Origin of the sequence: Roseibium algicola (genome assembly GCF_001999245.1) — a bacterium.
Lineage (GTDB): Bacteria > Pseudomonadota > Alphaproteobacteria > Rhizobiales > Stappiaceae > Roseibium > Roseibium algicola.
In genome coordinates, this window is the sequence record NZ_CP019630.1 from 4,204,109 (window position 1) to 4,222,109 (window position 18,001).

Genomic DNA, 18,001 nt, shown 5'->3' on the forward strand with positions numbered 1-18,001 from the left:
GGGACTGTCTCAGCGTTGACCACGGAAGTAGGGCACAAGAAGGGCCCTTGGATAGTCTGCCCGGCGGGCAACGACAATCAGCGCGGCGATGGAAAGCAGATACGGCATCATCAGGAACACCTGGCCGGGAATGAAACTGCCGACTTCGGTCTGAAGACGCACCTGGAAGGCATCAAAAGCCCCGAAAAGCAGAGCGCCGATCAGGGCCTTGCCGGGGCGCCAGGAGGCGAACACCGTCAGAGCGATGCAGATCCAGCCACGGCCGTTGACCATGCCGAAGAAAAACGCGTCGAAGGCCGACATGGTCAGGAATGCGCCGCCAAGCGCCATGATCGCGGAGCCCGCAACCACCGTCCCGATGCGGATCGCATAGACCGAGAGGCCCTGCGATTCCACCGCAGCCGGATTGTCGCCGACCGCCTGGATGGCCAGGCCGAGCGGGGTTCGGTAGAGCACATAGGCCGTGACCGCGACCAACAGCAGGGCGAGGAAGGTCAGGGGCGTCTGCTGGAACAGGGCTGGCCCGAGGAACGGCAGGTCACTCAGGCCCGGAATGTCGAGCGGCTTGAAAGCCTCGATCCGAGGCGGTGACGAGACGTCCGGCAGGGCCGTCCGGTAGATGAAATAACTGAGCGAGGTGGCAAACAGCGTCACGCCAATGCCCGAGACGTGCTGAGAGAGCCCGAGAGGCACGGTCAGAATGGCGTGGATCAGTCCGAAGAAGGCGCCGGCCATCGCCGCGACCAGAACGCCGCCCCACAGGCCTGCGCCGAGCCAGACCGCCATCCAGCCGGCCATGGCACCGGCGGTGAAGATGCCTTCGATGCCGAGGTTGAGGACGCCGGCACGTTCGCAAACAAGCGCTCCGATGACACCGAAGATCAGCGGGGTCGCGATGCGGAGCGCGGCCGCCCAGAAGTTGGCGGAGATGAGAATGTCGAGGATCTCGGTCATTCTGCTGCCTCCGGGTTTGCCTGGCTGCCGACAAAGCGGATCTTGAAGCGCAGGAACAGACCGGAGACCAGAACGCACAACAGCGCCATGGCGACGATCAGGTCTGCCAGATAGTTGGAGACACCGGTGGCACGGGACATGGAATCAGCCCCCACAAAGATGCTCGCGATGAAGAGAGCTGCCAGAACGACACCGGCCGGGGAGAGCCCGGCAAGCATGGCGACAACGATGCCGGAATAGCCGAAACCGGGCGAAAGGTCAGCGGTCAGATAGCCTTTCAGACCGGCAACTTCACCAACGCCAGCAAGCCCTGCCAGCGCGCCGGACAGAAGACCGACGCGAATGAAGGTTGCGGTGACCGGAATGCCGGCGTGACGGGCGGCAGCGGCGTTCTCGCCAACCGCGCGGATTTCGAAACCCCAGACGGTGCGTTTCAAGAGGAAATAGACGCCGAGCGATGAAACGAGGGCGATGACAAGACCCCAGTGAATGCGCATCCGGTCCATCAGCTTGGGCAAGGCTGCTTCATCGAGGATGGGTTCCGACTGTGGCCAGCCCATGCCCATGGGGTCCTTCATCGGGCCTTCCAGCATCATCTGCACGAAAAGCAGGATGATGAAGTTCAGCAGCAAGGTGGTGACAACTTCATCGACGCCAAGTCGTGTTTTCAAAAGGGTCGGACCAAGCATGACCAGCCCGCCGGCGAGCGCACCGGCAACGATAACCATGGGAATGAGAAGGTAGGGCGGTGCGGAAATGACGCCAGTGCCGACGGCAACCGCCGCAAGGGCGCCGGCATAAAGCTGGCCTTCGGCGCCGATGTTCCAGAGCTTGGCCCGGAAGGCGACGGCTGCCGCCAGGCCGGTGAGGATCAGCGGTGTCGCCCTTGTCAGCATTTCGGTGAAGGCAAAGAGTGAGCCGAAGGCGCCCTTGGCCATGAGGCTGTAGGCTTCGAACACCGACAAGCCCGCAAAGGCCATGGGGATAGCGGCAAGCACCAGGGCGGCAACAGCCGCGGCAATCGATATACCCAGCATTCGGGAAACGGAGGAGGGGCCACGCGGTTCGAAGCGGATCATGCTGCGTCCTCCGCATTGTGTCCGGCCATCCTGAGGCCGAGAGAGCCGCGGTCCAGTGTCTCACTGGGTTCGGCTTCGGAAAGATGCCCGCGGTGGATCACGGCGATCCTGTCGGAAAGGCGCATGAGTTCGTCAAGATCCTCCGAGATCAGGATGACACCGGCCCCGCGGTCGCGAGCCGCCAGCAGGCGCTTGTGAACATCGGACGTGGCGCCGACATCCAGCCCGCGCGAGGGTTGGGCGGCCAGCACCACCTTTGGAACGGTTTCAAGGGTTCTGGCCAGTACGATCTTCTGGATATTGCCACCCGACAGCAGCCGCGCCGGGCTGTCCTCGCTCTGGCACCGGATATCGTAGGCCTTGATCAGGTTGCGCGCCCGCTCCCGCATGGCGGAGAACCGCAGCAGACCGAGGCGCTGGTTTTCCGGTTTGCGGATGGCTTCGATGGCAAGGTTTTCCGAAACGCTCATCGCTCCGACAATGCCGTCGTGGTGACGGTCTTCGGGTATGCGGGCAAGGCCGTTGTCGATCATGGTTCGGGCACTTGCGTGGCCGATCACCGTGCCTTCCAGCGTCATGGATCCTTGGGTGAGCGGTTCCAGACCGGAAATGACCCGTGCAAGCGTCGTCTGGCCGTTACCCGAAACCCCTGCAATGCCAAGGATTTCACCGGATTTCAGTGTGAGGTCGACCGCGTGCAAGGCATCGCGGCCATGTCCGGCGGAGGCCTTGTTCAAGACGAAAAGCGGTGCGCCCGGTGTGCCGGGGGACCGCATAGTCTCGACAATGGCATGGCCGACCATCAACTCGGCCAGCTTGCGCCGGTCGCATTCGGCTGTCGGCAGGTCGGCGACCTTGCGGCCACCGCGCAGCACGGCGACCCGGTGCGAAGAGGCAAGGACTTCCGCCAGCTTGTGCGAGATGAAGATGATGCCGAGCCCGTCGTCGGCCAGCTTTTTCAAGGTCGCGAACAGAGTGTCGGATTCCTGGGGTGTCAGCACAGCGGTCGGTTCGTCCAGAACCAGCACGCGGGCATCGCGGTAGAGCGCCTTCAGGATTTCCACCCGCTGTTTTTCGCCGACGGAAAGCTGGGAAATACGGGCATCGAGGGAAACCGTCAGGCCGGAGCGGGCCATCAGCTCTTCCAGTTTGCGGCGGGCAGGCGCCCGGGAAGAGGAAAGCGCGGCAAGCCGTTCCGTGCCCAGAAGGATGTTGTCGAGCGCGCTCAGGTTTTCGGCAAGGGTGAAGTGCTGGTGCACCATGCCTATGCCGGCCTGGAGCGCGGCATGCGGCGAGCCTGGTTCCAGTTCGCTCAAGCCGGAGCCGTCCGGCGAAACCATGACCCGGCCTTCGTCGGCCACGTAGTGCCCGAAAAGGATGTTCATCAAGGTGGTCTTGCCGGCGCCGTTCTCGCCGAGAAGGGCAAGGATCTCGCCCTGTTTCAAATCGAGCGATACGTCGCCATTGGCCGTCAGAGCGCCGAAGCGCTTGGTGATGCCGTCCAATCGCAGCACGACACCAGCGTCCTGTGCCGGACCTGCCATATGATCCCCCCGGGAAAAGAATGAATGCCGCACTTGAACCCCGCGGCCGGGAATCGCCGGCGGTCATTGTGACCGCCGGACGTGGCAGGCGAAAGCCTACATGGTGGATTTCGGTTCGCTGTCGTTCACATTGACGCGGAACAGGCCGTCGAGGATTTCCTGCTCCTTGGCCTTTGCCGCGGAAACCGCGTCGGCTGGAGCAAGGCTTTCGTCCACAACGAAGCTGCCGCCGCCGTAGGACATGAAGCTGTAGGGGCCGAAATCGGCAGGTTCAAAGGTGTCGCTGGCAACAAGGCCGATCGCCTTGTCGATGGTCGGTTCCATGTGCCAAAGCGCGGAGGACAGGATGGTGCCCGGATAGTCGCTTGCCGTGTCGATCACGTTGCCGATCGCCAGAATGCCCTTTTCCTTGGCCGCATCGGAAACGCCGAAGCGCTCTGCGTAGAGAATGTCCGCACCCTTGTCGATCATCGCGAAGGCAGCTTCCTTGGCCTTGGGCGGGTCGTACCAAGAGTTGATGAAGGTCACGAGGAACTTCACGTCCGGGTTCACGGAGGTTGCGCCTTCCATGAAGGCGTTCATCAGACGGTTCACTTCCGGAATGGCGTAGCCGCCGACCATGCCGATGACATTCGACTTGGTGGTGGCGCCGGCGATCATACCGGAGAGATAGCTCGGCTCATGGATCCAGTTGTCGAAGACGGCAAAGTTCGGCTGAGCCGGTCCAAAGGACGACCCCATCAGGAAAGCCGTGTCCGGATATTCCGCAGCCACCTTGCGGGCGGCGCGCTCGACGGCGAATGCTTCGCCAACCACCAGATCCATGCCCTGTTCGGCGTATTCGCGCATGACACGCTCATAGTCGGTGTTGGCAACGTTTTCGGAGAAGGTGTAGGTGATTTCGCCGCGTTCCTGGGCGGCTTTCAGCGCCTTGTCGATGCGGCTGACCCACTGCTGTTCGACCGGAACGGTGTAGATCGCTGCGACCTTGACCGGGTCGGCGGCATTGGCGGAAGGAACGGACAGTCCTGCCGATACTGTGACAGCCAGTGCGGCCGTCAACATGGCCCTGCGGGCCCTGGAAAATGGTTTGGAAGTGAGCATCTGAAATCCCCTGGAAAAGACCTTGTGCAGACTTAGATGACCACAAAATATGCGTGCTCACAAGCTGGGCAGGAGCTTCGGCGGCAAATTTTTTGAACAATTGGGAAAATTTGTGAAGCTTGGCGCGGACTGGTTGTGAGGGGTGGAAACTACCCGTCCGGTGCCAGCGTGAATGCAGCCCGAAGGAGCGGTTACAAAGTCCCGGCTGCAAAACCTGTGGCTGTCGGCTTCCGGCTCCGATTCCCTCCCGCCGGCTCGAGCGTGGCCGCAATTTTACGGCGGCGAGCAATGCGGCAATCGCGGAAAAGGCAAGTCTTGCAGAAAAATGTGGGCTGAACGCAAAAACGCCCGGCACGGGCCGGGCGTCTTGAGCAGTCGACGTTTCGGCGATCAGCTGAAGAGGCTGGAAACGGACTTTTCCAGTGCCGTGCGGTTGATTGCTTCGCCGATCAGCGGGGCAATCGAGATTGCACGGATGTTGGCTGCAGCCGTGATGGCGGCAGTCGGTTCGATGGAGTTGGTGATGACCAGCTCCTTCAGCTTGGAAGAGGTCACGCGGGCAACGGCACCACCGGACAGAACGCCGTGAGTGATATAGGCCGTTACCGACTGTGCGCCCTTGGACAACAGGGCTTCGGCAGCGTTGCAGAGCGTGCCGCCACTGTCGACGATGTCATCGACCAGGATGCAGTCATAGCCTTTGACATCACCGATGATGTTCATGACTTCCGATTCCCCGGGTTTGTCGCGACGCTTGTCGACGATGGAGAGCGGAGCTTCGATGCGCTTGGCAAGTGCACGGGCGCGCACCACGCCGCCGACATCCGGAGACACGACCATCACATTGTCGGTCGCATAGCGTTCTTTGATGTCGCGCGTCATGACGGGCGCTGCGAACAGGTTGTCTGTCGGGATATCGAAAAAACCCTGGATCTGACCGGCGTGGAGATCCAGGGTTAGAATGCGGTCGGCACCGGCTTCGGTAATGAGATTGGCCACCAGCTTTGCCGAGATCGGGGTTCGGCCGGAGGCGCGGCGATCCTGCCGGGCGTAGCCGAAATACGGAATGACCGCGGTGATACGGCGGGCAGAGGACCGGCGGAGCGCATCGATGATGATGAGCAGCTCCATAAGGTGGTCGTTTGCCGGGTAGCTGGTCGGCTGGACGACGAATACATCTTCGCCGCGTACGTTTTCCTGGATTTCTACGAAGATTTCCTGGTCGGCAAACCGCCGGACCTGGCATTTGGCGAGAGGGGCATCCAGGTATTTGGATATTTCCTCAGCCAGGGCTCGGTTGGAATTGCCCGCGACGATCTTCATGAGCCGCAAGTCCTTCTGGTGCGACGGCGGTTTTGCAGACAGGTTGTGCCTTGCAAACACGCGGAAAGGCCTAGGTCTTAAGTCATGTGCCGGGTGCCGGGAGCCTCGCTCGGAAACCCTCGGCAGGCGGCGGCGTTGTAACAACCAAGCAACCGGACCACAACAGGCGTTCGTGACTGACGCCCGCTTTTTTTTATTTTTTGTGACGCCACGCCGGAATTACCCGGCAAAGCAATTCATTATCGGTTGAGCCAGGCCTTGATTTCCACCATCGAGCGATTGGCAATGCGCGACAGCGTGCCGGAGCTGACAGCCTGCCATGGGTCGCCTGAGGCTCCGCCGGTATCTTCCGTTCCGGAGATTCGCTTCACGCGGCGACCAGAGCTGTCGACGATGTCGAAAACGTAGAAGACCGTGCCGTTGGAAGGCTGCCCGGTGGCCGACAGATAGCCATTGACCCGGTAGGTGGCGGCCGCGCCGATGCGGCGCACCAGCGTGATGCCCTGTTTGCGGGCTTCGGAGCCGATCATTTCGGACAGCTCGTCGGCAATGTTGCCCGGTGCACCGGTAAACGGTTCGAACGCGAAGGTGATGCCTTCTTCCGGGTCGACCTGTCCGGCGATCGTCGGCGCGGTGACAGTGGTCGAGATCGGAGTAGGGGGCTGTGGAGCAGCCTGACAGGCTGCAAGCCCTGCTCCAAGCAGTAGAACCGCCAACAGGCGCCGGGAAGAAATGGATTGTTGGGTGGTCTTGTCTGTCATGGAGACGCTTGGCTCTCGCGGTCGATATCGTCGTGGCAGCGGCCCTGCCGGAAACGCGAAACGCGAACCGGGCCGCAAGGTTGAAACTGGTTTAGCCTGACTTGACCGGCAGGTCGAGAGGCAGCTTGGACAAGCACTCTGGCGTTCCGGTCGTGGTCAGATAGGTCTGGCCGAGCGTCATGGCGGTTCCGGAGTTGGAATCCATCAGGATCATATGCATGAAGATCACCATGTCGGGCTTTACCTCGGCCGGATTGGCCCGGTACGCCATGGGCATGTCCATCCAGCTTGGTGTGAACCTGGCACCCAGGGAATAACCGCAGGCGTTCAGCCGGTGCGGCATCAGGCCATGAGCGTCTACCCGTTCCGCATGAGCGTCGAAAACATCGCCGAAGGTCTTGCCGGGGACGAGCTGTGTTTCAACGGCGGCCAGTGCTTCACGTGCGGCGGTGTACATCTCCAGATGCCGGTCCGTCGGCGTACCGATCACCACCGTGCGCATCAGTGCGGCATGGTAGTGGCGGTAGGCGCCTGCCCATTCCAGTGTCAGCTGGTCCTGTTCGGACAGGTTCCGGCGACCTGCCTTGTAACGGCACAGGAGAGCATCGCGGTCGGAGCCGATGATGAACTCGTTGCCGGGGTAATCGCCGCCACCTTCAAAAATGGCTCCCTGCATCGCAGCCAGGATGCGGCCCTCGTCGGCTCCGGGGTGGATTTCATCCATTGCCGCATAAAAGGCCTTGTCCGCCAGCTCCGCGGCCTTGCGCACATAAACGATTTCCTCGGCGCTTTTCACCGCACGAAGTTCGGGGATCAGGGGCGAGGCATCGCTGACATCGGCGAAACTGGTAAGTTCCTCGTTCAGCTTCAGCGCTATTTTGCCGGTCATGCCCTGTGTGTCGTATTCAACGCCCAGCTTGCAGCCGAGCAGGTCCATGTCGAACAGCAGTTCCTTCAGCTGCAGCACCGGGCTGGCGGAGCCGCGGTCGATCCAGATGCGGATGTCCTCGATGTTCGAGGTGTGCTTGGCCTGGCGTTCGTCGGCAGATCGGGTGAGGAGCACCCGGCGTCCTTCCTTCGTCACCACGAGGCACTGGAAGAAGCAGAAACCGAAGGTGTCGTAGCCGGTCAGCCAGTACATGCTCTCCTGGGCGAAGAGCAGCATGGCATCCAGCTTCTGCGCCTCCATGGCGGCTTTCAGCTTGTCAAAGCGGCTTTCAAACTCGGCATCGGAAAAATGAAGTGCCATGGGTGGTCCTCACAAAAGTGCAATCGCGCTGATCTGGCGGCCGTAATCCGGTTCCTTGCGATGGGTCGTCCGGCGGTAGGAGAAGAAGCGGTCTTCATCGGCATAGGTGCACAGTGCCAGGTCGGCAATGGCCCCCAGTCCAAGAGCCTGAAGCTTGTCCGTAATGAAGGCGGGCAGGTCGAACATGAAGTGCTCTGCCCGTTCCGAAGGCTTGAAGTAGCGGGTGTTGTCCGGGTGCTCCTGAAGGAAACGTTCCTTGAATTCGGGGCCGACCTCATAGGCGCCCTGCGAAATCGTCGGACCCAGCACCGCCGTGATGTTGGTTCTGGTCGCGCCGAGAGCTTCCATGGCGGCAACTGTATTCTGCAAGATGCCGGTAACGGCGCCTTTCCAGCCTGAATGGGCAGCGCCGATGACACCCGCCTTGGTATCTGCAAACAGAAGCGGGCCGCAATCGGCCGTCGCGATGCCGATGGCAAGGCCCGGTGTGGCCGTGACCAGGGCATCGGCCTTGCGGTCCGCATCCTGTGCGAACGGTGCGCTGACAGTGATCACGTCGGCGGAGTGGATCTGATAGGGGGACACCAGGCGATCGGCACCAATGCCGAGCTGGCCGGCAACCCGGTCGCGGTTTTCAAGAACGCTGCTGCGCTCATCGTCCGAACCGAGACCGATATTGAGGCTGGTGTAGATGCCGCCGGAAACGCCGCCTTGGCGGGTGAAGAAGCCGTGCCGGATACCATCCAGCTTCAAAACGTCTGCTTCAATTTTCATTCAGGGCTCCTGAGGGGAGGGGATTCGCCACGCCAGCGACTGATCCTTGGGGTGTTCAGGACGCGCTGTCAAACGGGGGAAACGAATTTCCGGAATTCGTCACAGCGAGCACCTTGAAAAGATCCCCCATCTGGTCAGGCGCAGCCAGCCGTTCGACGGCATCGCGGATCGCCTCCTGTTCGCTGTGGGTTTTACCTGCACCAAGGGCACCTGCCCGTTCCAGAAGACCGGTACGAAGCAGGAATTCGCCCTGGGTCAGCGGCGCAAGAGCGCGGGCGCCTGCCCGGACAGCCGCCGCCGCCAATGCCTCGAAATTCACATGGGCGGTCAGATCCGCTTCTCCCGGATGAGCCAGGACGTCGTCATAGGCGTGCCTGTAAAGTGCTTGCAGCGTGTCGCCGGCAGCAGTCTTCAGATACCCGTAGTCAATGACGAGTGCTGCACCGCCTTTGTCTGCAATCCGCCGGCCGATTTCTTCGGCGATCGCATTGGCGGCGGGTTGGGTTTCGAAGATTGTGCCGTCCGGTGCAGTAAATAGACCAGCGGGCACAGCGTCATCGGGCAGGCGGGCGGTGCCGACACCGAAGATCAGCTCTCCGTGCTGCGAAAGCCCGATCTGGCGTTCCTGCCAGCCGTGTTCGGTCTTGACGAACTGATGGATCGGCAGGGCGTCGAAAAACTCGTTGGCAACCAGGATCAGCGGACCGTCCGGAACGTCCTGGAACCGGTCGCGAAACTGCGGTTTCAACGGACCGCGCGCCAGCGTCGCTGACTGCATGTCCCTCAGTCGCTGGCTGGTCTCAACCAGGTTCAGGCGAGCCGCCTTCACAAAGGCTGGACGCAGGGCTGCCATCCGCAAGAGGTCGGACATCAGTGTGCCGCGACCGGGCCCAAGTTCGACCAGCTGAAATTCCGCCGGCTCTCCAAGCGCCTGCCAGGCGGACAGGCAGGCTGCCCCGACGAGTTCGCCGAACATCTGGCTGACTTCGGGTGCTGTGACGAAATCGCCCGCGGTGCCGAACGGTTCGCGCGTCATGTAGTAGCCGGCGTCCGGGTCCCCGAGGCAAACGGACATGTATTGCGCGACCGAAAGCGGGCCCTCGGTTTCGATCCGTGCCTTGATCCTGTCTTTCAGTGCCGTCACGCCGCGGTTGCTCCGGTCCGGCGCCGGGCGGCCCAGATCATGGTTGCGAGGCCCGCCAGGATCATCGGAACGGACAGCAGTATGCCCATGGTGAGAAAGCCGCTCAGATAGCCGATATGGGCATCCGGAACCCTGTAGAGTTCTGCTATCGACCGGGCGATGCCGTAGCCGAAGGCAAAGGCACCGGCAAGAAAGCCGGGCTTTTGCAAAAGCTTGAAGCGCCGGCTGAGCACCATCAGAACCAGAAACAGCAAGATCCCTTCGAGCGCGGCTTCATAGAGCTGGCTTGGATGACGGGGATCCGGTCCGCCGTTCGGAAAAACCACGGCCCAGGGTACATCCGTCGGCCGGCCCCAGAGCTCGGAATTGATGAAATTGGCGATACGGCCGAAGAACAGGCCGATGGGAGCCGCGCAGCCGGCAAGGTCGAACAGGGTCCAGATCAACAGGCCGCGTTTCCAGGCAAACAGGATCATCGCGATGACGGTGCCGGCAAAGCCGCCGTGGAAGGACATGCCACCGGTCCAGATCTCGAGCGCTTCGGCCGGGTGGGCGATATAATAGCCTGGATTGTAGAACAGCACGTAGCCGAGGCGGCCACCGATGATGATACCGAGCGTTCCCCACAGCACGAAGTCGTCGATCTCGAGCTGTGTGGGACGGGCAATGCCACCCCACAGCCGGTCGTTGGCCACCAGCAGACGCATGTAGCGCCAGGCCAGCAGAATGCCGACGATGTAGGCAAGCGCGTACCAGCGCAGGGCAAAGGGCCCGAATTCGACGAGTACAGGATCGATTGCGGGAAAGGGCATAACCAGAACAGGCGGCACGGCAGAACCTTCCGATGGTGCGCGGGCGGGTTTCGGGCTGAACGCTTGCGCGATCTTGTCCGCCTCGTCAAGCCGACACGGGTTTGTCAGGCCGGTGGGGCGCTACCCGCAAGAGGGCTCGGGAGATTGCTCCTGTTGATAGTGAATTCGGCTGCGGCGGAATTGGTCCTTGAAGTTCCCGCCATTCCCTCATACCTCTCTCCCATCGCATGTTTTTCCGATCAAGGAGGGTCCGATGACCCAAGGCCCGAACCGTCTTCTCGATGATTTTGCCAAGCTGATGACCGACGCCGCCGGTGTTGCCCAGGGTGCCCGCCGCGAGGTGGAGACTGCCTTCCGTGCGCAGGCCGAGCGTTTCCTGTCCGACATGGACGTGGTTTCGCGCGAAGAGCACGAAGCGGTCAAAGAGATGGCAGTGCGCGCTCTGGACCGGATCGACGAGCTCGAATCGCGGATCGCCAAACTCGAAAATCCGGAATCCGGCGCTGCTGGAGACGCTTAACCCGATTTGTTGACGTCGATGTGAGCGTTTTCTGTTAATAGTTGATGACAGAATTACGACGCGTGAACATGGCGGGTTTGCGTTGATTTTGGGCAGTGTGATGAAAAATACCGCTGAGTCGTCCACAAGTTTCGGCTTTTTTCGCTCAATTGGTATGTATCGCTTAAGTCAATCCTGCTCCTATACTGAAAGATAACAGGGATTCGTCGGAGCAAGACGGAACCGGTTCCCTTCTAAAAGGGCCGTAACAGGACGCGTTTTGCTCCTCCGGCATGGGACTTTTCCCGGCGGCCCGCCCGGTTATCGTGATCGGGTTCCAGGCCCCCGGCTCAGAAGGGGAGTAGGCACATGAGCCTCATCGAGCTTGAACTCGAGCGACCTGGTAATCCCGTTGACACCATCGAGACGTTCGCCGCGTTGAACGACTGGACGTTCGAAAGGTCGGACGAAGACGAGATCACCATATCCCTGGAGGGGAGCTGGTGTGATTACCACGTCTCCTTCTCGTGGATGGAGGAAGTCGAAGCCCTTCATCTTGCCTGCGCTTTTGACCTCAAGGTCACCGAATTGCGCAAGACGGAAGTTGTCCGTCTGCTCGCACTGGTCAATGAACAGCTCTGGATGGGCCACTTCGATCTCTGGAACAAGGAGAACGTGGTGATGTTCCGGCAGTCGCTGCTTCTTGCGGGCGGTGCGGAGGCCTCCTCGGCACAGATCGAGGGAATGCTGACAAATGCCCTTGAAAACTGCGAACGTTTCTATCAAGCCTTTCAATTCGTCGTCTGGGCCGGTCACTCGGCAGCCGAGGCGTTGAATACGGCCTTGTTTGAAACCGCAGGAGAAGCATGAGCTTTTCAAAGGAACGGCCTTTCCTTCTTGTCGGAGCCGGCAAGATGGGCGGGGCAATGTTATCAGGCTGGATGGCGGAAGGGATCGATCCCGCCGCCATCGTGGTCAGCGACCCGCGTCTTTCCGAAGAGATGGACGCCCTCCTCAAGAAACACGGCATCCGCCATGTGACTTCGGTCCCGGATGACCTTACGGCTGGCATCGTGCTGGTGGCGATCAAGCCACAGCTCATGGACCAGGTCCTTCCCGGGCTGAAGTCTGCCGTTGCTGCCGACACGCTCGTGCTGTCGATTGCGGCGGGTACTCCGGTTGCCAAATTCGAGGAATACTTCGGCAAGGTGCCGATCTGCCGCTGCATGCCGAACACACCGGCCATGGTCAAGCGCGGCATCACGGCGGTGTATCCGACTGAGGCAGTTTCCGCTTCTTCCCGCGAAGATGTCACCAAGCTTCTGTCGGCGGTCGGAAAGGTGGTCTGGCTCGACAGCGAAGACCAGATCGATCTGGTGACCGGTGTCAGTGGATCGGGCCCAGCCTATGTTTTCTTCCTCGCAGAAGCCTTGAGCGAAGCGGGCAAGCAGGCCGGGCTTCCCGAAGAGATAGCTCATGAGCTGGCCGTTGCCACGGTGTGCGGGGCAGGGGAGCTGATGCACCAGTCCGGTGAACATCCCTCCATCCTGCGCCAGAACGTTACCAGCCCGAACGGCACGACGGCTGCTGCGCTTGACGTGCTGATGCACGCCGAAGGATTGCAGCCGGTTATGAGCGAGGCGGTTGCCGCCGCCGTCAAACGCGCGCGCGAACTGGCCGGCTGAAGTCATCCCGGCAACACGGGTTTAATCAGACAAAAGGCCGCCGGAACTCCGGCGGCCTTTTGATTACCTGGCCCGAAAGCCGAAGGGTCTTCGAGCAGGATGGCGCGGTTACTGCGCGTTGATGGTCGAAACGGCAAGATTGGTCAGCTTGCTGTTTGCCGCCTTTTCCTGATCGAGAATGCCGGTCAGCAAGTCGTGGGCCTCATCGTGGCCGAGGACCTTCGCCCATTCGCGCAGCGTCCCGTAGCGGGCGATCTCATAATGCTCGACCGCCTGGCAGGCAGCCAGCAATGCTGCGTTCTTGGCCGCGCCGCTCGCCTCGCTGATGATGCCGTCGGTTTCCTTGATAAGGCCTTCAATGGCATCGCACTTCTCGCCTTCCGGCTTCTTTCCGAGCGACTTGAAGACCTGTTCCAGAACCTTGACCTGAGATTTCGTTTCTTCCAGATGCTCACCGATCGCATCCTTCAGTTTCTTGCCGTTTGCAGCTTCCTGCAGTTTCGGCATGGTCTTGGTCATGGTTTTTTCGGCGTAGTAGATGTCCTGAAGCGTATGCTCGAAAGCATCGGCAAGCGTTTTCATGGGGCGTCCTTTCACAAGATGCGCTTGGCCCGGGGCGGGGCTCGGCAAAGGTCTGTCAAAGCCACCCGGAGACGATCGGCGCGACGCTCCGTCTCAACGGGGCTTCGCGTGGGGGAACCGATCGCTCGGGCGGAACAGGCCATGAGAAAGGTGACCGGGAGTCCTTCCGGACACTCCGTACACAGTCTCAGGCCCGTCAGTTCAGGAAACGCCGTGCCAGTCGGTTTGGTTCCTATTCGGTGCCTGCATTTGCCTGAGACCCGCGTTCCTGGAGGGGCGCTCCGATAGCCTGCGGCAGCGGGCCGCCCTTTTCTGAAAGCATCTGCGATCCTATGTTGAGGGCAGAAAACACACAGGAGGGCCAGCAATGGCGACCGCGAAGACCAAGCAGAAGATCCTGAAGACCTTTCTCGATCTGTTGTCGGAACATCCTTATGAAGACGTCTCGCTGCCATTGATCGCCGAGACGTCCAAGGTCAAGCTTTCCGAGATGCGCAGCGCCTATGCCTCCAAGCTGAAGCTGGTTGCCGCCTTCCTGGAACAGATCGACACCGCTGTTCTGGACGAACGCGACGAGGATATGGGCGACCAACCCGCGCGCGATCGCCTGTTCGACATCCTGATGAGCCGCATCGACGCCATGGCCGAACACAAGGAAACCGTGCGTGCGCTCCACAAGGCGGCGCGAAAGGATGCCGCCCTTGCGCTTGACTTCAACGCCCTTGAAGTGCGCTCGCAGAAATGGATGCTGATCGCTGCCGGGATCGATGTTTCCGGGGTCAAGGCAACCGTCGTTGCCCAGGGTCTCTCCGTTGCCTTTGCCCGTGTCATCGGCGTTTGGCTGGACGAGGAAGACGAAGGCATGCCGCGCACGATGGCGCGCCTCGACAAGGAACTGGACAAGGGCACGTCCTTCATGAAGCGGCTGAACAAGCTGGACGGCGTCGCGAAGGGCATCCGCTCGTTCTTCCGCAAGGCATCGGAACGCTCTGGCCGCCGCGGTGACAGCGCGGAAAGTGGCCGGGAAGACACAGACCTCGGCGGAGAGGCCCCGGCAGGCGCCTGAGCGCTGCCCGGGCCTTGCGAACAGTCATCTGACCGTCCATGGTCGCTCGCGGAACAAAAGGAATGTTTTCGTGAGCGATCAGATCAGTTTTGACGATTTCCTGAAAGTGGATGTGCGTGTCGGCCGGGTTATCAAGGCCGAGGAATTTCCCGAAGCACGCAAGCCCGCCTACAAGATGCAGATCGATTTCGGTCCGGAAATCGGCATCAAGAAAACCTCTGCACAGATCACCAAACACTACACACCGGAAACCCTGGTCGGAAAGCTGGTTATGGCGGTGGTCAACTTCCCGCCGCGCCAGATTGGCCCCGTCATGTCCGAAGTGCTGACGCTCGGCGTTCCGGATGCTGATGGCGAAGTGGTGCTGTTGTCGCCGACCAAGGACGTTCCGATCGGCGGTCGGCTTTACTGATCCTGCGCACCTGGCCCCGTCTCCAGGGGCAAGCTCGTTTCAGGGTTGCAGATTTCGCGCAAGCCGGTTCTGGCGTTCGATCACCCTCGGCAGGTCAATCGTTGTGATCTGGCCGTCGTTGACGACCTGACGACCTTCCACGAACAGGTGTTTGACGCGTGTCGGACCGGCGAGCAGCAGCGCCGCCGGATCCCAGCTGCCCGCGCTTTCTAGGCCGGAAACATCCCACAGTGCGATATCGGCACGTTTGCCGAGGGCGAGCCGGCCGCAATCCGGCCGGTTCAGCACATCGGCGCCGCCACGGGTAGCGATTTCCAGGGCTTCGCGGGCAGACATGGCATCCGCACCGTTGGCCACCCGTTGCAGCAGCATCGACTGGCGCGCTTCCAGGACCAGGTTGCCGGCATCGTTGCTGGCCGAACCGTCAACACCAAGGCCAACCTTCACCCGGGCGTCGCGCATTGCGCGTACAGGGGCAATGCCGCTGCCAAGCCGGCAGTTGGAGCAGGGGCAATGGGCAACGCCGGTGCCGCTGCCGGCGAACAGCCGGATTTCCCGATCATCCAGCTTGACGCAATGCGCGTGCCAGACATCCGGCCCGGTCCAGCCGAGATCCTCGGCGTATTGACCCGGTCGGCAGCCGAATTTTTCCTGCGAGTAGGAAATGTCCTCATCGTTTTCCGCAAGATGGGTATGAAGCATAACCTTCTTGTCGCGGGCTAACAGAGCCGCATCGCGCATCAGGTCCCGGCTGACCGAGAAGGGCGAGCAAGGGGCAAGGCCGACACGAACCATCGCGCCTTCTGACGGGTCGTGAAAGGCATCCACGACGCGAATGGAATCTTCCAGAATGCTGGCTTCGCGTTCAACAAGACTGTCGGGCGGAAGGCCGCCGTCGCTTTCGCCGATACTCATGGCGCCGCGGGTCGGGTGAAAGCGAAGGCCGATCTCTCTTGCGGCGGCGATGGTGTCATCAAGCCGCGATCCGTTGGGATAGAGGTAGAGATGATCGGAGCTGAGCGTGCATCCGGAAAGTGCCAGTTCGGCAAGTCCGGTCTGCGCGGAAACGAACATTTCCTCCGGGCCGAAGCGGGACCAGATCGGGTACAGGGTCTGCAGCCAGCCGAAAAGCAGGGCGTCCTGGCCACCGGGGACGGCTCTGGTCAAACTCTGGTAAAGATGATGGTGCGTGTTCACAAGGCCGGGTGTCACGACGCAGCCACGAGCGGACAGCGTTTCGCCGGAGGTCTCCAGATCTTTGCCGATTTCCGCAATCACGCCATCACGCAGACGAATGTCGACGGCCGACAGTTCCCGGCGGTCGTCATCCATCGTGAGGACGGCGTCGGCATTTTTCAGGAGAATTTCAGGCATGGTGCATTCCTCAAGTCCCCGTCTCATCGGAATGCGCTCGGCTGGTGGAAAACGGGGGCAAGAACCAGCAAGCCATTTGGTAGAAAATTGATGTTTGCCCAGTCAACCGGAAATTGGGTGGCGATTGTGTTCAATCACCTTGAAAGACTTTCAAATGAAACAAATTGGTGGCTGAAAAGGCAAGTCTCTCGGCCAGATTGGCGGCGAATTCCTACCTGGAGAGTAAAGTTTTCCTATGCCGGGATACGCAGCCGTGCCCGCAAGCCGCCCATTGGGCTGTCTTCGAGATAGAGGTCGCCACCATGGGCACGGGCAATGTCACGGGCGATGGCAAGGCCGAGACCGCTGCCGGTTTCATCCATGTTGCGAGCAAGATCCAGCCGGTGGAAGGCCCTGAAGGCGATCTCGCGCTGGTCTTCGGGAATGCCCGGGCCGTCGTCGTCGACGGTGATGGTGATCCAGCCTCTGTCGACCCGGCCGAGTACCTCGACCCGGTTTCCGTATTTGCAGCCGTTGGTGACCAGGTTGGAGAGGCAGCGTTTCATCGACAGGCGCCGGATCTCGACTTCCGGGGAGCCTTCGAACCGGGTCCTTACATCGTGGCCCGAGATCTCCGCTTCTTCTTCCAGTTCCTCCAGCAGAAGCGAAAGGTCGGTCTTCTGGATGTCCTCATCGCCATCGCCGCTGGCAAAGGCCAGATAATCCTCGAGCATGTGGCTCATTTCGTCGACATCCTTGCGCATCGCCTCGCTTTCCTGCGAGCCGCCGAGGAACGCGAGTTGCAGCCTGAGACGCGTCAGAATGGTCCTGAGATCGTGGCTGACACCTGCAAGCATGGTGGTGCGCTGCTCGATCTGCCGCTCGATGCGCCGTCGCATGTCAATGAAGGCAAGGCTAGCCTGGCGAACTTCGCGTGCGCCGCTGGCCCGAAAATTCTCTACCGGACGGCCTCTGCCGAAGGCTTCCGCCGCATTGGCCAGGCGCACGATCGGGCGGATCTGATTGCGCAGGAACAACAGGGCGATGATCACCAGAACCAGCGACGTGGAGAACATCCAGACCAGGAAGATGTGCGAATTGGAGGCGTAGGTCTGGCTGCGCCTTGTGAAGACGCGCAGGATGGAATCCTTCAACTGGATGCGAATTTCGACGAAGCGGGACCTGCCGACCGTGTCGATCCAGAACGGCTTGCCGATGCGCTGTCCGATCGCCTGGCTCAGTTCCTGGTCGATGACGTCGAAAAACGGCTTGGGCGTGGGAGGCGGCAAGGGCTCAAGTGGTGTCACGGTCATGGACATGCCGAGTGCCCGCGAGGCGAGCTCCTCGATGTTGGCGTAGTCCGGGTCCTGCGGATAGTTCTCCAGAACATAGACCACGGCCGCAATCTCGCGCACCACGGCTTCCGACATCCTGCGCGAGACCAACTGGTAGTGCCGCTCCATGAACACGAAGACGAGCACCGACTGCAGGATCACGATGGGGGCGACAATAATCAGGAAGGTCCGGGTGAACAGGCCCTTCGGCATGACCCGGTACATGAGCCTGGCGACCTGACGATAGACCGCCATCAGCGGTTTCAGGGGAACCGTCAGGGGCACGCGCCGGAAGAAGCTGTCGAGTCTCGCCATTTGTTTCCGGC

18 protein-coding genes are annotated in these 18,001 nt (G+C 61.0%); 5 read left to right on the forward strand and 13 right to left on the reverse strand.

What is annotated here, in order from left to right; genetic code table 11:
• Positions 1 to 9 precede the first annotated feature (9 nt).
• The 10 genes from B0E33_RS19375 to lgt form a co-directional block, all read right to left on the reverse strand.
• On the reverse strand, positions 10 to 954 hold the full coding sequence (locus B0E33_RS19375; protein ID WP_022998093.1) for an ABC transporter permease: 945 nt from the start codon (positions 952 to 954) through the stop codon (positions 10 to 12).
• Complete coding sequence (locus B0E33_RS19380; protein ID WP_077292126.1) at positions 951 to 2,033, reverse strand: ABC transporter permease; 1,083 nt, start codon at positions 2,031 to 2,033, stop codon at positions 951 to 953. The genes B0E33_RS19375 and B0E33_RS19380 overlap by 4 nt, the downstream gene beginning before the upstream one ends.
• Positions 2,030 to 3,577, reverse strand: coding sequence for an ABC transporter ATP-binding protein (locus tag B0E33_RS19385; protein ID WP_077292127.1), 1,548 nt, complete (start codon positions 3,575 to 3,577; stop codon positions 2,030 to 2,032). Before B0E33_RS19385 ends, B0E33_RS19380 begins: the two co-directional genes overlap by 4 nt.
• A 96-nt stretch (positions 3,578 to 3,673) precedes the next feature.
• Complete coding sequence (locus tag B0E33_RS19390; RefSeq protein WP_031268255.1) at positions 3,674 to 4,681, reverse strand: BMP family protein; 1,008 nt, start codon at positions 4,679 to 4,681, stop codon at positions 3,674 to 3,676.
• A gap of 390 nt (positions 4,682 to 5,071) precedes the next feature.
• On the reverse strand, positions 5,072 to 6,004 hold the full coding sequence (locus tag B0E33_RS19395; protein ID WP_031268253.1) for a ribose-phosphate pyrophosphokinase: 933 nt from the start codon (positions 6,002 to 6,004) through the stop codon (positions 5,072 to 5,074).
• A 239-nt stretch (positions 6,005 to 6,243) separates the two neighbouring features.
• Complete coding sequence (locus B0E33_RS19400) at positions 6,244 to 6,765, reverse strand: hypothetical protein (protein WP_022998088.1); 522 nt, start codon at positions 6,763 to 6,765, stop codon at positions 6,244 to 6,246.
• Positions 6,766 to 6,856: 91 nt separating this feature from the next.
• Positions 6,857 to 8,014: a M24 family metallopeptidase gene (locus tag B0E33_RS19405; protein ID WP_022998087.1), complete on the reverse strand. Its 1,158-nt coding sequence runs from the start codon at positions 8,012 to 8,014 to the stop codon at positions 6,857 to 6,859.
• Between the two features lie 9 nt (positions 8,015 to 8,023).
• Positions 8,024 to 8,788, reverse strand: a complete 765-nt coding sequence (gene pgeF, locus B0E33_RS19410) for a peptidoglycan editing factor PgeF (protein ID WP_077292128.1) — start codon at positions 8,786 to 8,788, stop codon at positions 8,024 to 8,026.
• Positions 8,789 to 8,843: 55 nt separating this feature from the next.
• The gene (locus B0E33_RS19415) at positions 8,844 to 9,932 is read right to left on the reverse strand and encodes a class I SAM-dependent methyltransferase (RefSeq protein ID WP_077292129.1); all 1,089 of its coding nucleotides are present in this window, start codon (positions 9,930 to 9,932) and stop codon (positions 8,844 to 8,846) included.
• A complete protein-coding gene (gene lgt / locus B0E33_RS19420) occupies positions 9,929 to 10,744 on the reverse strand; it encodes a prolipoprotein diacylglyceryl transferase (RefSeq protein WP_077292130.1) in 816 nt (271 codons plus the stop codon). The genes B0E33_RS19415 and lgt overlap by 4 nt, the downstream gene beginning before the upstream one ends.
• A 253-nt stretch (positions 10,745 to 10,997) precedes the next feature.
• On the opposite strand from lgt, the gene B0E33_RS19425 reads away from it, so the two are divergent.
• From B0E33_RS19425 to proC, 3 genes are all read left to right on the forward strand, one after another.
• The gene (locus B0E33_RS19425; RefSeq protein ID WP_022998083.1) at positions 10,998 to 11,264 is read left to right on the forward strand and encodes an accessory factor UbiK family protein; all 267 of its coding nucleotides are present in this window, start codon (positions 10,998 to 11,000) and stop codon (positions 11,262 to 11,264) included.
• 348 nt (positions 11,265 to 11,612) lie between these two features.
• Entirely contained in the window at positions 11,613 to 12,113 is a 501-nt protein-coding gene (locus tag B0E33_RS19430) for a type III secretion system chaperone family protein (RefSeq protein WP_022998082.1), read from the forward strand.
• Positions 12,110 to 12,928, forward strand: a complete 819-nt coding sequence (gene proC, locus B0E33_RS19435) for a pyrroline-5-carboxylate reductase (protein WP_022998081.1) — start codon at positions 12,110 to 12,112, stop codon at positions 12,926 to 12,928. The genes B0E33_RS19430 and proC overlap by 4 nt, the downstream gene beginning before the upstream one ends.
• Before the next feature lie 108 nt (positions 12,929 to 13,036).
• On the opposite strand, the gene B0E33_RS19440 is transcribed toward proC, so the two are convergent.
• Positions 13,037 to 13,510, reverse strand: coding sequence for a YciE/YciF ferroxidase family protein (locus B0E33_RS19440; RefSeq protein ID WP_055655871.1), 474 nt, complete (start codon positions 13,508 to 13,510; stop codon positions 13,037 to 13,039).
• Positions 13,511 to 13,877: 367 nt separating this feature from the next.
• Here B0E33_RS19440 and B0E33_RS19445 point away from each other — a divergent pair, with 367 nt between their 5' ends.
• Together B0E33_RS19445 and B0E33_RS19450 are read left to right on the forward strand one after the other, a co-directional pair.
• A complete protein-coding gene (locus B0E33_RS19445; RefSeq protein WP_077292131.1) occupies positions 13,878 to 14,576 on the forward strand; it encodes a TetR family transcriptional regulator in 699 nt (232 codons plus the stop codon).
• Positions 14,577 to 14,646: 70 nt separating this feature from the next.
• A complete protein-coding gene (locus B0E33_RS19450; protein WP_022998077.1) occupies positions 14,647 to 14,988 on the forward strand; it encodes a tRNA-binding protein in 342 nt (113 codons plus the stop codon).
• A gap of 39 nt (positions 14,989 to 15,027) precedes the next feature.
• On the opposite strand, the gene B0E33_RS19455 is transcribed toward B0E33_RS19450, so the two are convergent.
• Positions 15,028 to 16,362, reverse strand: a complete 1,335-nt coding sequence (locus tag B0E33_RS19455; protein WP_077292132.1) for an 8-oxoguanine deaminase — start codon at positions 16,360 to 16,362, stop codon at positions 15,028 to 15,030.
• A 233-nt stretch (positions 16,363 to 16,595) separates the two neighbouring features.
• Positions 16,596 to 17,990, reverse strand: a complete 1,395-nt coding sequence (locus B0E33_RS19460) for an ATP-binding protein (protein WP_077292133.1) — start codon at positions 17,988 to 17,990, stop codon at positions 16,596 to 16,598.
• Positions 17,991 to 18,001 lie beyond the last annotated feature (11 nt).